The following is a 15387-nucleotide window of genomic DNA, read 5'->3' as shown; positions in this document are numbered from 1 at the left end:
TTTTTAAGATGACTCGTAAAATCTGTTTTTTTCTCTCTGCTCTCTCTGTGCCTCTGCGGTTTAAAGTAATTTATTTAACTACTGAGGCGTAGAAAACACAGAGATAAGTATGAGATAAGGCTTCCTTTAATTCTTGACTTTCTGATAAAGAGTATTGCGTTGTTGGTAAGGTCTTCCTAAAGAAGCGATCGCAGCTTCCAAAGTTTCCACTTCCATACATGTACCACCCAAAGCACCTGCCATTGTGGTAATATGCTCCTCCATTAAGGTGCCGCCGATATCGTTGCAACCCCAAACTAAGGCTTCGGTTGCACCACTAAGCCCCAGTTTTACCCAACTCTGCTGATGGTTGGGAATCCAATTACCCAAGAAAATCCGCGCCACAGCCCCTAGCAGCAGTGCATCACTCAAAATTGGTTGATCGCGTCCAACACGGCGACGTAAGGGTTTGGGCGCTTCTTGTCCAACGAAGGGTAATAAAATAAACTCTGTGATGCTTGCTGGATATCCCTGATTGACGGCGGTTTTTTGGAGCGATCGCAATTTTTCTAAATGCCCGATTTGCTGTTCGTGGGTTTCAATATGCCCAGATAACATGGTACTAGTAGTATGTAAGCCTAATTTGTGAGCGGTGCTGACAATTTCTAGCCAAGTGGCTGTGTCAATCTTCTCTGGACAGAGTATCCGCCTTACTTTATCGTCCAACACTTCTGCTGCTGTTCCCGGCATTGAGCCAACACCAGCATCGCGCAGAGCAATAATCACATCAGCATACTCAAGTCCGTCAAGTCTGGCGATAAATTCCACTTCCTGGGGAGAGAAAGCGTGGAGATGTATCTGAGGAAATTCTTGTTTAATGGTTTCTACTACCTTGAGGTAATAGGACAAAGATTTACCATTTATCTGCGCTTGTGGATTTAATCCCCCCTGCATACAGATTTCCGTCGCACCCCGCCGCACCGCATCTGTCGCCTTTTCCAAAATTTGTGCCGAATCTAACCAGTATGCACCGACATCATCATCATCTCGACGAAAAGCACAAAAACTACAGTGCTGCTCACAAATATTAGTAAAGTTGATATTACGATTAATTACGTATGTAACTGTATCGCCTGCTTGAGTGTGGCGGAGTGTGTCGGATGTAGCACGGATTGCGGCGATCGCTTCTGGTTCAGTTTGTTGTAACAATACCACTCCCTCTTCGAGAGATAAGTCATACCCCATCAAGGCACGTTCAAGAATTTTTTCAACTGCAATTTTTGTCAGCATTACTTTCTTAATTTTTCAGTAAATATTAATTTTTTTATCTTGCAAATAATAAAATTCTACTTAGTAAATACACCAAGTTCTGGAGAATCCCAAGCTCGAATATAAGTTTTACCTTTAAAATTAATCTCAAAAGATTTCTTTTGTTTACTTTTTTTAGTTTCCATTGAAATAATTCCACAAGGCTCAAAATCTTTATAAGAATCATCTTTTTCTAAAATCGCGGAAATATTAGTCACATTAACATGTTGAATTTTAAGTAGTTTTTGATTATTTTCCTGCAAAAGGACCCATAAGGGGTATTCCCAAGGGTCATTTCCCATTGATAGCCCAATATTCGAGCATTTTTTTGAATTTAAAAACTTAACTGCTCCTGTATAAGTAACTTGGAGGTATGGTCTATTACTGAAATACTGCTCAATTCTACTTGTTTGGAATATATTGTTGCTATCAATAATAGGTCTATATCTGTTAAAAAATACCCACGTTAATGATGATATCAGCAAAAATGTTACTATAAAAATCGCTACTTTTTGCTTTTGTAGCTTAGATAATACAACACCTAAAAATGGAGAAATTAGTACAAAAAAAGGCAAATGCAGACGACTATTCCAGGGTTGCCATTTTAACAAGTAGCAAAATATCAAAAATGTAGATATGATAGTAATAAGATAAGCAAAAACATAACTTTGTTTTCGGATATATTTTTGAGATATAAAAATAATCAAACATATTATTATCAGTGCTAGATGTACTAAATTACCAGCACTATTTTCATTACCAGTTATCCCAATTGTTCCCCAACCTCCTGGTACAAAAAATGTCTTAGAAAAAGTTGTCCGAGGATCATTTACATCAACACCGATAAATATATGTATGATTTGAATTAATCTATTTGCTATTCCATTCCATAAACCAATCGGTGTGCCTATATGCAAAGCAATATTTCTCAGAATATTAGAAAGAAGTATATTAACACCGAATACTTCATTACGATAGCCACCTGGTTCACCAAGTGGCGAAGCAAATAAATTATAATTACGTAAATAGTGACTAATATTAACCAATAAAGATATACTCACTACTATAAAAGCAGGCTTCCATGCTTGCCAGCGTAAACGTTTAATCTGGTATACAGCAAACCAAATTAAGAAGGGGAATACATAAAAATAAGCAGTTCCCTTGCTCAAAATAGCTAATCCTATACTACTACCAATCTTGAAGGAATTCGTCAAAATTTCGCTTTCTCTTGCTTGGATAGCTGATAGCAAGTAGTAGGCAAGAGAAACTAACCAAAATGCAACTACATAATCATTTTGAGTGCTTGAAGCTTGCAAAATTCCCATAGGTATTGTTGTAGTTACAACAGCAGAGAAAACTTGACCTCGTAAATTTGCTCCGAGTTGTTTTGCAATTAATGACACTCCAATAATACAGCCAATCATACTCAACCATTGAACTAAGTTAGCGAAGTAGTCACCTCCACTCAAAATTTTAAAATGCAAAATCACGAACTCTGACCAAGGGTTTTGATATAGCTGTGGAGTATAACTTGTTGGATAATTAGCAATGCTATAATTTTGTATCCAATAAGCAACACGACTCATATGATAGTCCATAGAATCCCAGTTATTGGGTGGTGCTATGATGGCAATTAATCCAACTGTTGCTACAACAAAACCTATGCCACATAACAATAAATTGATAGAGGATTTTATTTTAATATCTTTCTTGATTTGAGAAGATTTATTTTGTTCTGAAGCCTGAGTTTTTTGGTGATTTAGCCGAAAGTCTAGATAAATTAATATTATACATATTAATCCCCAAGTTACTAATATCCAACCAAAAGTAATTAATTTGAGAAGACTCAAAATTTCTGTGATTACAGCGAGTACAACTCCCCAGCAAGTAGATGCTAATATCACCGACTCACGCCAATTGTTACAATTTTTATTAATTAACACAAAAATCGTAATTAAGGAAATAATAGGCAAAATTACAAACATAATACCAAGTGTTGTTATGAATATTTAAAAATTAGAATAATTTACCAGTTGATTTAATCAGTGCTTGACTAATGATTATTAATTTATAATCCTAATTACAGACAGATAAATTTGATTTATCAAGTGAAAAAAAATGCATGATGCATCGATATTTCAGAGCAAGCAGATACTGCAACGGGCAAGCAAGCTACAGGGTGGGGTAATAATTATGAATTATTTTGACAGCTATATGCAATAACTTCCCTTGTCTTAAGACACGACGTTTTTATAGTTTATATATAACCTATTAACGAAAAAATAGTGTGGTTTTATCACAACTATTTTGATTTCTTAATGCACATCTTTGTCTTAGCGGAAATCCTTACTAAAGCTCTGATATTACAAATTTTCCTTGCTTGTGCTGTTCATCGGTGCTGTATTAGCAACCCAACCGCCATACCAATGCCGACAGAGGCTGTAAAGTAGAATAAATCAATCGGATATAAATTGATGGTGTCGCAGCTACGCCCGTCGTAGACATCGCTTCGGTACTATTTGAGTGGTGTTCACTGCCATGAGCTTCTGCAACTTCTCCACTAATGTTGATAACTAATAGAGTTACTATAGCCACTACTGTCAATGCACTTAATAAAAGGCGCATTGAATGTGGTGCAATTTCTCCTTATTGTAGTTCTTGTTGTCCACCAATAACCCAACCACCCAATACTCCAAGTGATAGTAAAATAGCTGCTATAATAACAAAATATTTATATTTAATTGGATTTTACCGGACACGCAAATTTAAGGTTTCTCCAAATACTCCGAAAAAAATAAGCATGAAATAATGAGTTTATTCTGAATATGATTTATACATAAATTAACGTATAAATACCGTTAAGTATCAAAAACTTTTGTAAGAGTTTTCCGAGAATGATTCTCGCTTGTTCTGGATTTAACAATTTAATTAACAGTTTTAATGTAATATATAATTATTGGTAATAATTATTAATTTCTATAATATTTAGCAATTGCAAATCTTTGACAATTCTTTTTTGGTGCTAACTGTAACTAAATGTCATGCCCAACAACTTCGCTCTAGGTAACGAAAAACCGTGGAGCCGCCGTGAATTCTTGAAGCTGGGGCTAGCAGGTGCTGGAGTGATTGGTGCAGCTGGACTTTGGCAGATGCTAAATCTACAAAGTAAGTCAATAGTCAAAGTGCCACCACTGGATATGGAAGCACCAGATGATGGTACTAACCCGATGAAAATGTTAAGGGATTTTGATTATGGGACGGTAAAGCAAGAAAATGGGCGGATTATCCGAGAATTTCAATTAACTGCCGATACTTCCATAATAAAACTCAATAGTGCTGTATCTTACAACATCTGGGATTTAAACGGTCGCATACCAGGGCCAACGCTACGGGCAAAACAGGGCGATCGCGTGCGAGTGCTTTTTCTCAACAAAGCAGGACATTCTCACTCTTTGCATTTTCATGGCGTTCATCCGGCAGAAATGGATGGTGTTCGCCCAATCAGCAATGGCAAAGCCACAATTTATGAATTTGATGCTGAACCCTATGGAGTACACTTGTACCACTGCCATATTGAACCAGTTACCCGTCACATCGCCAAGGGACTGTACGGGATGTTTATCATCGATCCACCTACGCCCCGTCCCCCGGCTGATGAGATTGTATTAGTCATGGCTGGGTATGACGTGAATGATGATGGCCATAATGATTATTATGCCTTCAACGGTTCGCCCCATCATTACATGCATCATCCCATTCCTATTTACCAAGATCAGTTGATTCGGCTGTATGTTCTCAACATCATTGAATACGATCCGGTAGTGACGTTTCATCTCCACGCCAACTTCTTTGATATCTATCGCTATGGCATGAGTATGACTCCTAGCGAGAAAGCAGATGTGATTACGATGGGTATGGCCGAAAGGCACATTTTGGAATTTGCTTTTCGCTACCCAGGTAAGTATATGTTCCATCCCCATCAGGATGCGATCGCAGAAAACGGTTGCATGGGTCAATTTGAAGTACTTGCTCAAAGTAAATCTCAAAAGACTGTTAACAATTCATGACAAAATAATTAGTAATTTATATTCAAGCTAAGTACAAAGTATACAATTGGTAATTAATAAAATTTTAAATCAAATAGTTGATAAAAAATATCATTATATGCGAAAGTAAAATCTATGACGATTTCTTAAACAAACTACGTTTGAGTAATAGTTTGAAGCATTTGAACCAATACCTTTTAAATTGTGCCAGGATCAGAAATGAAAAATTTTCGCTATATCTGTTTAACAGTGGCAGCTGCGGCAATAGTTACCTTAAGTTCCTGTAGCAGTACACCAACCGCAGAAAATCCATCAGCGCCAGTTACTAGCCCTCAAGCTACAGAGGCAGTAAGTGAAAACAGTCATAGTGGTCACGGTGGTAAAGAGAAAATTAACATTAACACTGCTATCTTGTCAGAATTGGATAAGTTTGAAGCCAAGCTAGGTGTCCCGGCTTTATCCAACAAAATTCAGGCAGGTCGTCCCTATGGTAGCCCAGAAGATTTAGTTACTAAAAAAGTAATTACTCAAGAGCAGTTCGACCAAATTAAAGACCAGGTTGCTGTTCAAGAAGTGGTACTTACAGGTGAGGCAAAAGATGTTGACTATATGTCTAAATTAGGCTTAATGAAAGGGCATCTTTTGGTAGCACAAGAACTACTGGATCAAAATCAGCCGAAACAAGCAGAACCTCATATAGGACATCCAGTTGAGGAGATTTACGTTGACGTAGAAGAACAATTGAATGAGCGCAAAGTTAAAGAATTTAAGACAACTTTGGTGAGTTTGCAAGATTTAGTGAAATCTAATTCAAAAGATAGTAAAGTTAAAACTAATTTTGCTTCGTCAATGCAATCAGTTGACGGAGCGATCGCAGCTTTGCCAGCAGCACAACGCTCCAAACCAGGATTTGTGCTACAGGTAATTAACGAATTGTTAGATTCAGCTAACTCCGAATATGGCGCTGCGATCGCAGATGGTAAAGTAACCGCGCCAATTGAGTATCAAGACTCTCGTGGGTTTGTCGTTTACGCCAATGATTTATACAAAGGAATTTCTAGTCAAGTAGCTCAAGCCAATCCCGAAGCACACAAAGCGATCGACAGTAGTTTCGCTGAACTAATAAAAGTTTGGCCCGCCGCCATCCCACCAGCAAAAGCAGTCAAAACTCCTAATGATGTTACCAAGCTAGTGAAAACCATTGAGGAAAATTCTCAAAAGGTGGTTGACAAATCCAATACCCAAGCATAGCAATAACACTTTCATTTAATGGGAAGGGTAGGGTAAAGAGTTTAAAATGAGGAAATCATTAGGAGTTAAGAATTACGAATTACTTACTCCTAACTCATTACACTCCATTCGTTACTTGAACTAACAACTGATGCAAGAACTTGACCAGAAAAAGACCATTGACCTGCTGAACGCCATCATGGAATTTGAACTAGCAGGGGTAGTGCGCTATACACATTATTCTTTGATGGTGACTGGTCCTAACCGTATTCCAATTGTGGCTTTTTTCAAAGCACAGGCAAGTGAGTCTTTACTTCATGCCGAACAAGTGGGAGAAATTCTCACCGGTTTAGATGGGCATCCCTCCCTGAAAATTGCCCCAATGGAAGAAACCTACCAACATAAAGTCAAGGATATCTTGGCAGAAAGCTTATCCCATGAAAAAAAGGCATTGGATCTGTATAAAGATCTGCTCAAAACTGTCACCAATGCCAGCATTTATCTTGAAGAATTCGCTCGCAGCATGATTGGGCAAGAAGAGATGCATAATCTCGAATTGAAAAAGATGCTACGTGATTTTGGTTAATAGTTATTAGTCATTAATTATTGGCTAGGGACTAATGACAAAGATAGAAGTCTGAAGGGAGCGAAAAACCGGAGCGGATGTTTCCTCTGCTCTGGGTTTTTCAATTTTTGGCTTCCGGCTATAAGAACTTTTCCTAAGGGAGACGCTCTTGCTAGCTTGCTTCCCCGTTCGCGTAGCGTCCCGTAGGGAAGGAGTACAGGGACAAAAGACAAAGGATAAAAGATGAATTTTAGTACTGCTCTACCTACTTTTGTAATAACACTTCGAGAAGGAGTGGAAGCTGCCCTTGTTGTTGGCATTGTCCTAGCTTTGCTCCAAAAAGCTAAACAATCGCGACTCAACTCTTGGGTGTATGCTGGTATCGGCGTTGGCATTGTCGTCAGTGCCTTAATCGGTGTGCTATTCAGTTGGATAATTCCAGTACTGGGAGCAGTGAATCCTCAATACACCTCCGTAGTTGAGCCAGGGTTAGAAGGTGTGTTTAGTGTATTAGCGATCGCAATGCTCAGTTGGATGCTAATCTGGATGACCAAACAAGCCAGATTTATGAAAGCTACAGTTGAGGGAGCAGTTACACAAGCACTGACACAAAACTCTAATGCTGGTTGGGGTGTTTTTACTTTAATTTTAGTTGCTGTTGTCCGCGAAGGCTTTGAAACTGTTCTGTTCGTTGCTGCTAATTTTCAACAGGGATTAATGCCAGCATTGGGTGCTATTGCTGGTTTGCTAACGGCATCCGCCATTGGGGTGCTGCTATTTAAATGGGGTGTCAAAATTAACATCCGCCAGTTTTTCCAGGTAATGGGCGTTTTATTAGTGTTGATTGTCGCTGGGTTAGTAGTTTCAGCCTTAAAACATTTTGACGACGCTGTAGCTAACCTTGCCCTTAGCAGTCGTGCCACAGAAAGCCTTTGTTTCTATTACGAACGTTTTACTAAAGTCCACTCCTGTATTTTGGGACCAATAGTTTCAAATACTTCCACAATCTTGCCTGACGAACAGTTTCCTGGCATTATCCTCAAATCTTTATTTGGTTACAGAGACAATCTCTATCTTGTACAAGCATTAGGATATGTCGCATTTTTACTTATCATTGGAGGACTGTATTTCCGCAGCCTTAGAGGTGCTTCTCCTGAAGGTAAAAAGAATATCCCTTTTGCTCAAAAATAAATTAGTTCTGCAAAAGATTAAAAGCACAGCCAATTTTATATTTTTTGCCTCGTTCCCAGTCTCTGACTGGGAATGCCTATTGGGAGGCGGAGCCTCCCTTATTCATCATTCAAGGTAGAACTTGCAAATAAGATTTTAAATTATATTTATTGAGCTAAGTACAGTTTTGCATAAAATCGTAGCGTTTTTGAATGCAGAGGGACGCATTGGCATTGCAGACGAACGCATTGGCATTGCAGAGGGACGCATTGGCATTGCAGAAGGACGCATTAACATTGCAGAGGGACGCATTGGCATTGCAGAGGGACGCATTAACATTGCAGACGAACGCATTGGCATTGCAGAGGGACGCATTAACATTGCAGACGAACGCATTGGCATTGCCACCCGTCAATTTTAGATTTTGGACTTCGGCTAGGCTCAGTCGAACGATTTTGGATTTTGAATTGAAGAATTGTTCAAGTAAAAACACGGCAGTTCTAGTTTTGCTGATTCTTTAGGTAATTGTTGAGAATTTGTCTTTTTAGTCTTAGTGGGGTTTGTGACTTTTTTTGTGGATGAGTAATTGCAATCGTGCAAGCAGCTAAAACTATACTCATGTTTATCAGAAGTTACGCACAGATAATGGAAAATCGAACCACAGAGGACGCAGAGAAGCCAGTGCGCCCAAGAGGGTTCCCCGACTTGTCCCTTGCGCGTCTCCTGTCTTGAGAAGCAACTGGCGCGACACGGAGGAATAAGAGTTTGAGAGGTTTTTGCGTAAGTCCTGTTTATAAAAAAATGCAGCAACACAAATAGGGCTTTGACAGCCTTGAAAAAATAGGTTTTAAAACCCTTACTACTTAACTATATAATTTGATACACGTTGCCCACAATTATCTAAATTGAGGTCGATGATTATTGTGTCCATCTACTGGTAGGTATGTCTAACCATCCCTTGAACGTTGCAAGATCAACATTATTTTGGCGGCGGCTATTCGCTGTTGTTTTCACTAGTAGTTCGTTGCTTTCCAACTTTGGAAGCGAACCAGCAAGGGCGCAAGTAACCCAGTATTGTCAGTTATCATCAGCGGCGGCGCAAGAAAAAGAAAACTTACGTTTGTCAGCCCTCAAAGGCAAGCAAGATGCTCAAACGCGCTACCAAAACATGGTAGAAACACACGCGCAGGATTTACATGAGTGCCGCGCTCAGACTTGGCCACAAATCCAAGCCGTCTGGTTGCGCTTGTATCCCTGTGACATTCAGCCAGGAATAATTGATCAAATTATGGATCGGGCTGTTAACCGTGGCTATAACCAAGTTTATTTGGAAGTATTTTACGACGGTCAGGTATTATTACCAGCAACAGCTAACCCGACGGTTTGGCCTTCTGTGATTCGCACTCCAGGGGCAGAAAAGGTTGACTTACTCGCCACGGCAATAAAAAAAGGTCGGCAACGCGGTTTGAAGGTTTACGCCTGGATGTTTACCACAAATTTCGGCTATACTTATGCCCAGCGCCAAGATAGAGAACCAGCGATCGCTCGTAATGGCAAGGGTCAAACCAGTCTATATGTGGTAGATAACGGCTCTCAAGTATTTATCGACCCCTACAACTTGCAAGCAAAACGCGATTACTATCAATTAATACAGCAAGTTTTGCGCCGTCGTCCAGATGGCTTGCTATTGGATTATGTGCGCTATCCGCGACAAGCAGGAAGTGATTCCATAGCCACTAAAGTTTCAGATTTATGGCTATTTAGTCCCGCAACCCAAGAAGCTTTATTTAAACGGGCACAAAATTACAAAGGGCTGGACTTGATTCGCCGCTTTTTGAGTAAGGGATACGTTACCACTGGAGATATCGCCGAAGTTGATAAACTTTATCCCCAGGAAGGGGAACCCCTCTGGCAAGGACGCATTCTCCGACCAGCCCAAAAATCAATCCTGTCTCTAATTGATAGACAAGTACTTTTACAATGGGAATTGTGGCAGCTCGCCGTTGCCCACGCCATGCAAGGAATTCTAGATTTTGTCACCATAGCCAATTACCCAGCAAAGAAGCAAGGAATTCCCACAGGGGTGGTGTTTTTCCCCAATGGTAACCAAACTGTAGGACAAGGGTATGATTCCCGCTTACAACCTTGGGATCGATTCCCCACGACATTAGAGTGGCATCCTATGTCTTATGGAAATTGCGGTAATGTCGGTTGTATTGTGGCACAAGTGCAACGGGTTTTGAGTATGGCAAAACCTGGTACGCAGATAATCCCTGCTTTAGCTGGTGTGTGGGGAAAATCCATCAGTAATCGTCCATCCCTAGAAGCGCAAATGCAAGCACTTCGCAAATACGCTCCCCAACTCAAGGGAGTTAGCCATTTTGCTTATTCTTGGCAATATCCTCAGAGTGATAGTGATCGCAAATTTTGTCGCACTCGGTAAGCAATTAGGTAATTGTCAGTTTCGCCAATCACGCAATTGCGTCGTGAGCAAATGACGCACGTGGTCTATGAATGATGGGCCCCATTTATGCGTGCCATGTTCCATACGAGGAACGACATAACAGCCACCATCAAGAAAGCGCCTAGCGTAAGTACGAGCATCTTGAATGCTCACAATGCGATCACTAGCGCCCACGAAAAAGCTCAGGCTTTTGGTTTTGAGCTTATTCCTCAACCCCAGTAAATCTGGTTTCTTAGAATAGGGATAAAATACTTTGGAATAACGTAAATAAGTAAAGTCTCAATATATAAATCCAAACTAAAAACTCAAAACTTATATTTCAGATCAAATTGTTCTGATGTTCGATTTTGTGAATTAATAGCTATCAATTTATTTACAAAGTTAGGATATAAAGAAGCATTATTACTAATTGTAATTACACCCTGGAATATATCAAAAATTTTTATATAAGACCTCAAATAATTATTAATATTTAATATACTACCAACATGAATATTGTTTTTATAGTTATCAGAATATAAATAGGGAAACCAAGATTCTTCTCCATAAAAATCAATATTAAAATCAATTGATCTATTCTGCCAACGCTCTTTGTGAAAATCTTGATAAATGATTAATCGCAATAATTCTCCAATATTATCATTAAGATAATCTGAACCAAGCCAATAATAAGCTAGTTCATATGCAATTTTTATAATTGCACGTTTATAAAAAATTGTATCTATTTTCAATTGTTTATGTAGAAGAGGTCGTTCACTACTAACAGGTTGAGCATTTAAAATTTTTTTTTCTTCTTCTTCAGATAATAAAGCTAAACCCTTTCTTTCTAATCCTTTGTTAATAATATGTATCAGTTTCCTTCTGTCTGCTTCATCACCTGGTTTTGTATAAGCTTTAATATGAATATTTAATGCCCCATCATCTTCAAGTTCAATATCAACTTTTGAAGAAACCTGTTGTAGTTCTTTAGGATTACCAAAATTATCAAATACATATCTAATTTTTTCTTGAGTACCAGCAATATAAGCTTCCGAAAGCGGATTAGGAATTTTTCCTGATTTCCCAGGAATTTTTAAATCCAGACGAATTAATTGTACAAGCTCATGGTTAGTAAGCTTTGAATCTACTGAAGAACCAAGGAGATCATTACATATTTTACAAACACAATTTAAAGTAATATTTCCTCCTATACTATCAGGAAATATATGTTCTTTAGTAAAATTAGTAGAAGACTTATTTTCTTTACAAATAATACATTGCATAGTTTTTGCTAATAAAATTGAATATAAATTTCTATAAACTTGGCACTTGGTGACACCGACTATAAAACTGCCCAAATTTTACAAAGCATAATTTAGTCTATATCCGCATTTCTCACAAGTTATGTGATCACATTCACCATAACCTTTGCCCAGAGTATGTTTCAGACTTTTTTGATGGGTAAAAGTTTTGATCCAGTGTCAAAAGCCTAAATCTAGGTTTTATAAGGCTTTGAGAAATCTGGTGAGAAATTCGGGTATAGTTATTCTTTAATACCATCAGATGTAAAGATTAACTTAAAGCCAAGTCCTGTGGGGTATTACAGTTAAACAGCATTTCGGGTTCTGCTAAGGGCAAAACTTCTAGAGGATATTGCCGAAGCCACTGCTGAAATGATCGCCCCCCTTGGTTGATAAACTCTAAGAGTTGTGGCAAACAGCGACGGCGATAGAAACCACATAGAGGTTCCCAGCCTTTAGGATGATCGGCTAAAGCTGCGATCGCATTATCCCCCACACTATCAAGTCTAGTTACCCAATCTTGCAACACCTCAACCCGCAACCTCGGCAAATCGCAAGCTAGCAACAGCACCCATTCTGTTTGCACTTCGGCTAGTCCTTGGGAAAAACCAACTAAAGGTCCGTGGGCTAGAGATTCCTTAGATAAAGGTACTTCCCGAATAAACTGACAACCAGGCAAAAGCAAGTCTTGATAGCGTTCTGGCCAAGGAGTTACTACATAAACAGTATCAGCACAGCTTTGAGCAATACCACAAACTCTCTGCAACAAAGGCACACCTTGAATGGGAATCAAAGCTTTATCTTGACCCATGCGAGAACTTTTACCGCCTGCTAATACAATAGCGGTTAATTTGCTAGGCGAGTCAATAGTCATTCGTCAAAAAAATAGAGGGTAAAAATATATCTTGCACTTACGTGCATCACCCGCCAGCGATTCAAATCGCTGGCTTAATAGCCAAAGTGCATTGTAAATGGACTGAAATTCTTGTTTAGTCTATCTTTTAGAGAACTTAAGCTATTAGCCAGGGGTTTATAACCCCTGGTGGTTGAGGATCTCAATCAGAATATTGAGTATTTAATCCCTTCTTGAGAGCGATTTCACGCCCTCACCTGACTTTGCTGGACTTGCTGCAATAAATGCTCTACACTTTCTGCTGGTGCAAGACACTTCAAGCCTTGGCAAACTAACCCAACGCTTCCCTCTGGTATATCAGATACCACAGCAAACACAGCCGCTGGTAGAAACTTGGGGATCAAAGTGTTAATTTGCTCAGTTGTGCTGCGAATCAAGGTAGAATTACGATACCAGTCCAAAGCTGTAAATAAGCTGGGACAAGCTTGGGGAGCGCCATGCATTACACTCCTAAAAGCTTTCAAACCAAGTTCAGCTAAATCCAAATAATCTAGATTATCGGTGAGTAAGGCTAGACGGATAAGGTTAGCGATCGCAATTCCATTGGCTGAGGGTGTAGCATTATCAGCATAACTACGCTCTTTGACAATTAAATCTTGACTAGAATTACTAGATGTGTTATTAAAACCACCTAATTCTCCATTCCAGAGAAATTCGTTGAATTCATCTTGGATAGCGATCGCATTTTCTAACCATTGTTTATGCTCAGGGTTACAAGCTTGTAAATCCAAGAGAGCTTTAATAAAAAAGGCATAATCTTCAGACTGCGCTAAAACGGTCGGTTCTCCTTGATAGTTGAGTCGATGGAAACGCCCATCCACAAACTGATTTTCCCAGATAAAATTTGCCGCTTGTGCTGCTAATTCCACGTATAACGGTTGTTGGAACACCCCAGCAGCTTTAGCCAAACCGGAAATCATCAAGCTATTCCAGGCGACAATCATTTTTGTATCTGTCACTGAAGGAATGCGACCTAGCCAGTTAAAGGTCTTTGCTTCCTGGTTATTACAAGCCGGAGGAAAAGTTTCTAGTGACTCAAGACTAACGCCATAACGAGCAGTAAAAAGCTTGCTCAGTGACGTTTCCAGCGTTGCACTCAGTTGCCCTAAATTCCTTCTTTGTAAGACATTACGTCCTTCAAAGTTACCGTTAGGTGTCACTGTAAACTGTTGTTGTAATTCTCTAAGTTCTTCAGGCGTTAACAGTTGTTGTAGTTCGCTGTAACTCCAGACATAAAAGGCTCCTTCTTCTGGTTCTACTGCCGTGGCTTGGGTGAAGCTATCGGCATCTTGAGCAGCATAGAAGTAACCTTCAGGCGCGGTCATTTCTCGCTTCAGCCATTGTACAGTACCAGCAATTGCCCTTTCAAAGGCTGGTTCTTGTATTCCTGCACTCCACAAAGAAGCCAGATACTCCATAATCTGTCCATTGTCGTAGAGCATCTTTTCAAAGTGGGGTACTGTCCAAGTAGGGTCAACAGTATAGCGATGAAAACCACCACCCACATGGTCATAAATGCCTCCCAGCGCTAAGTTTAGTCCCCGCTTGCTAGAAACTTGTTTGCCATCATACTGAGATTCAAAATTAAATCGAGTTCCCCGCAATGCTAATTCTGCATAGGGAATCATCGGAAAGCTATTGCCAGATTGCCTAGTAGTAATTACACCTATGCTGGTTTCCCAACCTTGACGGAGTAATTCCCGGTCTTCAAGCTCGGTTGTTGTACCGGATTGTAGCACCGCAGACGTGAGCAAAGACTCAATAATTAGGGCTTTGCGTTGCTGTAAGTCTTCTTTTTCTGTATCGTAATAACGGCGAAGCGATTGCAACACCTGCAAAAATCCAGGACGACCATAGCGCGGGTCTACAGGGAAATAAGTACCAGCGTAAAACGGCACTAAATCTTCTGGGGAAAGAAAAACATTCAAAGGCCAACCCCCTTGACCGCTCATCATCTGCAAAGCCTGCATATAGATGCTATCGAGGTCAGGTCTTTCTTCCCTGTCTACTTTGATGGGAAGAAAATTGGCATTCATGTACTGGGCGATCGCAGTATCAGAAAAAGCCTCGCCTTCCATAACAGTACACCAGTGGCAACTAGAGTAGCCAATGGAGAGAAAAATCGGTTTATTTTGCGCCCTTGCAGTTGCAAGTGCTTCGTCACACCAAGACCACCAATTAATCGGGTTTTCGGCGTGTTTGCGGAGATAGAGGCTCTTAGCTTCAGCAAGGCGATTAGTCATGATCAAATAGCAAGTAAGTTGCCTTCTTTGCTCAGTCTATCCTGTTCCCAGGAGTGTTAGCCCTTGAGTTAACAGGTAGTAGTGCATGTCTTTGATATGTATCCGCTCAGAAAACCGGGGCAGGGAGAAAAAAGTAAGTAAGTGCGTCGTAGAATATGAAACATGACGCAACAATCATCACCAGATCAA

The 15387-nt window shown here is 39.8% G+C and carries 11 protein-coding genes and 1 pseudogene; 6 read left to right on the top strand and 6 right to left on the bottom strand.

Features of this window, described 5'->3' with window-relative positions; genetic code table 11:
• Window positions 1–126: 126 nt before the first annotated feature.
• From cofH to V7K21_RS30665, 3 genes and pseudogenes are all read right to left on the bottom strand, one after another.
• A complete protein-coding gene (cofH, locus tag V7K21_RS10930) occupies window positions 127–1269 on the bottom strand; it encodes a 7,8-didemethyl-8-hydroxy-5-deazariboflavin synthase subunit CofH (protein WP_335174080.1) in 1143 nt (380 codons plus the stop codon).
• Between the two features lie 56 nt (window positions 1270–1325).
• Entirely contained in the window at window positions 1326–3272 is a 1947-nt protein-coding gene (locus tag V7K21_RS10925; protein ID WP_335174078.1) for an ArnT family glycosyltransferase, read from the bottom strand.
• Between the two features lie 523 nt (window positions 3273–3795).
• A pseudogene (locus V7K21_RS30665) lies at window positions 3796–4062 on the bottom strand (hypothetical protein); the annotation flags it as partial.
• Between the two features lie 266 nt (window positions 4063–4328).
• On the opposite strand from V7K21_RS30665, the gene V7K21_RS10915 reads away from it, so the two are divergent.
• The 6 genes from V7K21_RS10915 to V7K21_RS10890 all read left to right on the top strand — a co-directional run bounded on the left by V7K21_RS10915 (window position 4329) and on the right by V7K21_RS10890 (window position 10741).
• Window positions 4329–5354 (top strand): multicopper oxidase domain-containing protein, encoded by a 1026-nt coding sequence (locus V7K21_RS10915; protein WP_335174074.1) that lies wholly within the window; start codon window positions 4329–4331, stop codon window positions 5352–5354.
• 198 nt (window positions 5355–5552) lie between these two features.
• Window positions 5553–6584 carry a helix-hairpin-helix domain-containing protein gene (locus tag V7K21_RS10910; protein WP_335174072.1) on the top strand — a complete coding sequence of 344 codons (1032 nt, stop codon included), beginning with the start codon at window positions 5553–5555 and terminating at the stop codon, window positions 6582–6584.
• Between the two features lie 130 nt (window positions 6585–6714).
• Window positions 6715–7149 carry a ferritin-like domain-containing protein gene (locus V7K21_RS10905; RefSeq protein WP_335174070.1) on the top strand — a complete coding sequence of 145 codons (435 nt, stop codon included), beginning with the start codon at window positions 6715–6717 and terminating at the stop codon, window positions 7147–7149.
• A 222-nt stretch (window positions 7150–7371) separates the two neighbouring features.
• A complete protein-coding gene (locus V7K21_RS10900; protein WP_335174068.1) occupies window positions 7372–8319 on the top strand; it encodes an FTR1 family iron permease in 948 nt (315 codons plus the stop codon).
• A gap of 166 nt (window positions 8320–8485) precedes the next feature.
• Window positions 8486–8719, top strand: a complete 234-nt coding sequence (locus V7K21_RS10895; RefSeq protein WP_335174066.1) for a hypothetical protein — start codon at window positions 8486–8488, stop codon at window positions 8717–8719.
• 522 nt (window positions 8720–9241) lie between these two features.
• Entirely contained in the window at window positions 9242–10741 is a 1500-nt protein-coding gene (locus V7K21_RS10890; RefSeq protein WP_335174064.1) for a family 10 glycosylhydrolase, read from the top strand.
• Window positions 10742–11067: 326 nt separating this feature from the next.
• Here the strand turns inward: V7K21_RS10890 and V7K21_RS10885 are convergent, their stop codons facing one another.
• From V7K21_RS10885 to V7K21_RS10875, 3 genes are all read right to left on the bottom strand, one after another.
• Entirely contained in the window at window positions 11068–12099 is a 1032-nt protein-coding gene (locus V7K21_RS10885; protein ID WP_335174062.1) for an HNH endonuclease, read from the bottom strand.
• Window positions 12100–12313: 214 nt separating this feature from the next.
• On the bottom strand, window positions 12314–12916 hold the full coding sequence (locus V7K21_RS10880; RefSeq protein WP_335174060.1) for a molybdenum cofactor guanylyltransferase: 603 nt from the start codon (window positions 12914–12916) through the stop codon (window positions 12314–12316).
• A gap of 224 nt (window positions 12917–13140) precedes the next feature.
• The gene (locus V7K21_RS10875; protein ID WP_335174058.1) at window positions 13141–15198 is read right to left on the bottom strand and encodes a thioredoxin domain-containing protein; all 2058 of its coding nucleotides are present in this window, start codon (window positions 15196–15198) and stop codon (window positions 13141–13143) included.
• Between the last annotated feature and the right edge of the window lie 189 nt (window positions 15199–15387).

Origin of the sequence: Nostoc sp. (assembly GCF_036919595.1) — a bacterium.
Classification (GTDB): Bacteria; Cyanobacteriota; Cyanobacteriia; order Cyanobacteriales; family Nostocaceae; genus Nostoc.
The sequence above is the reverse complement of the archived record's forward strand: the minus strand, read 5'-3'. Positions and strand labels throughout refer to the sequence as shown.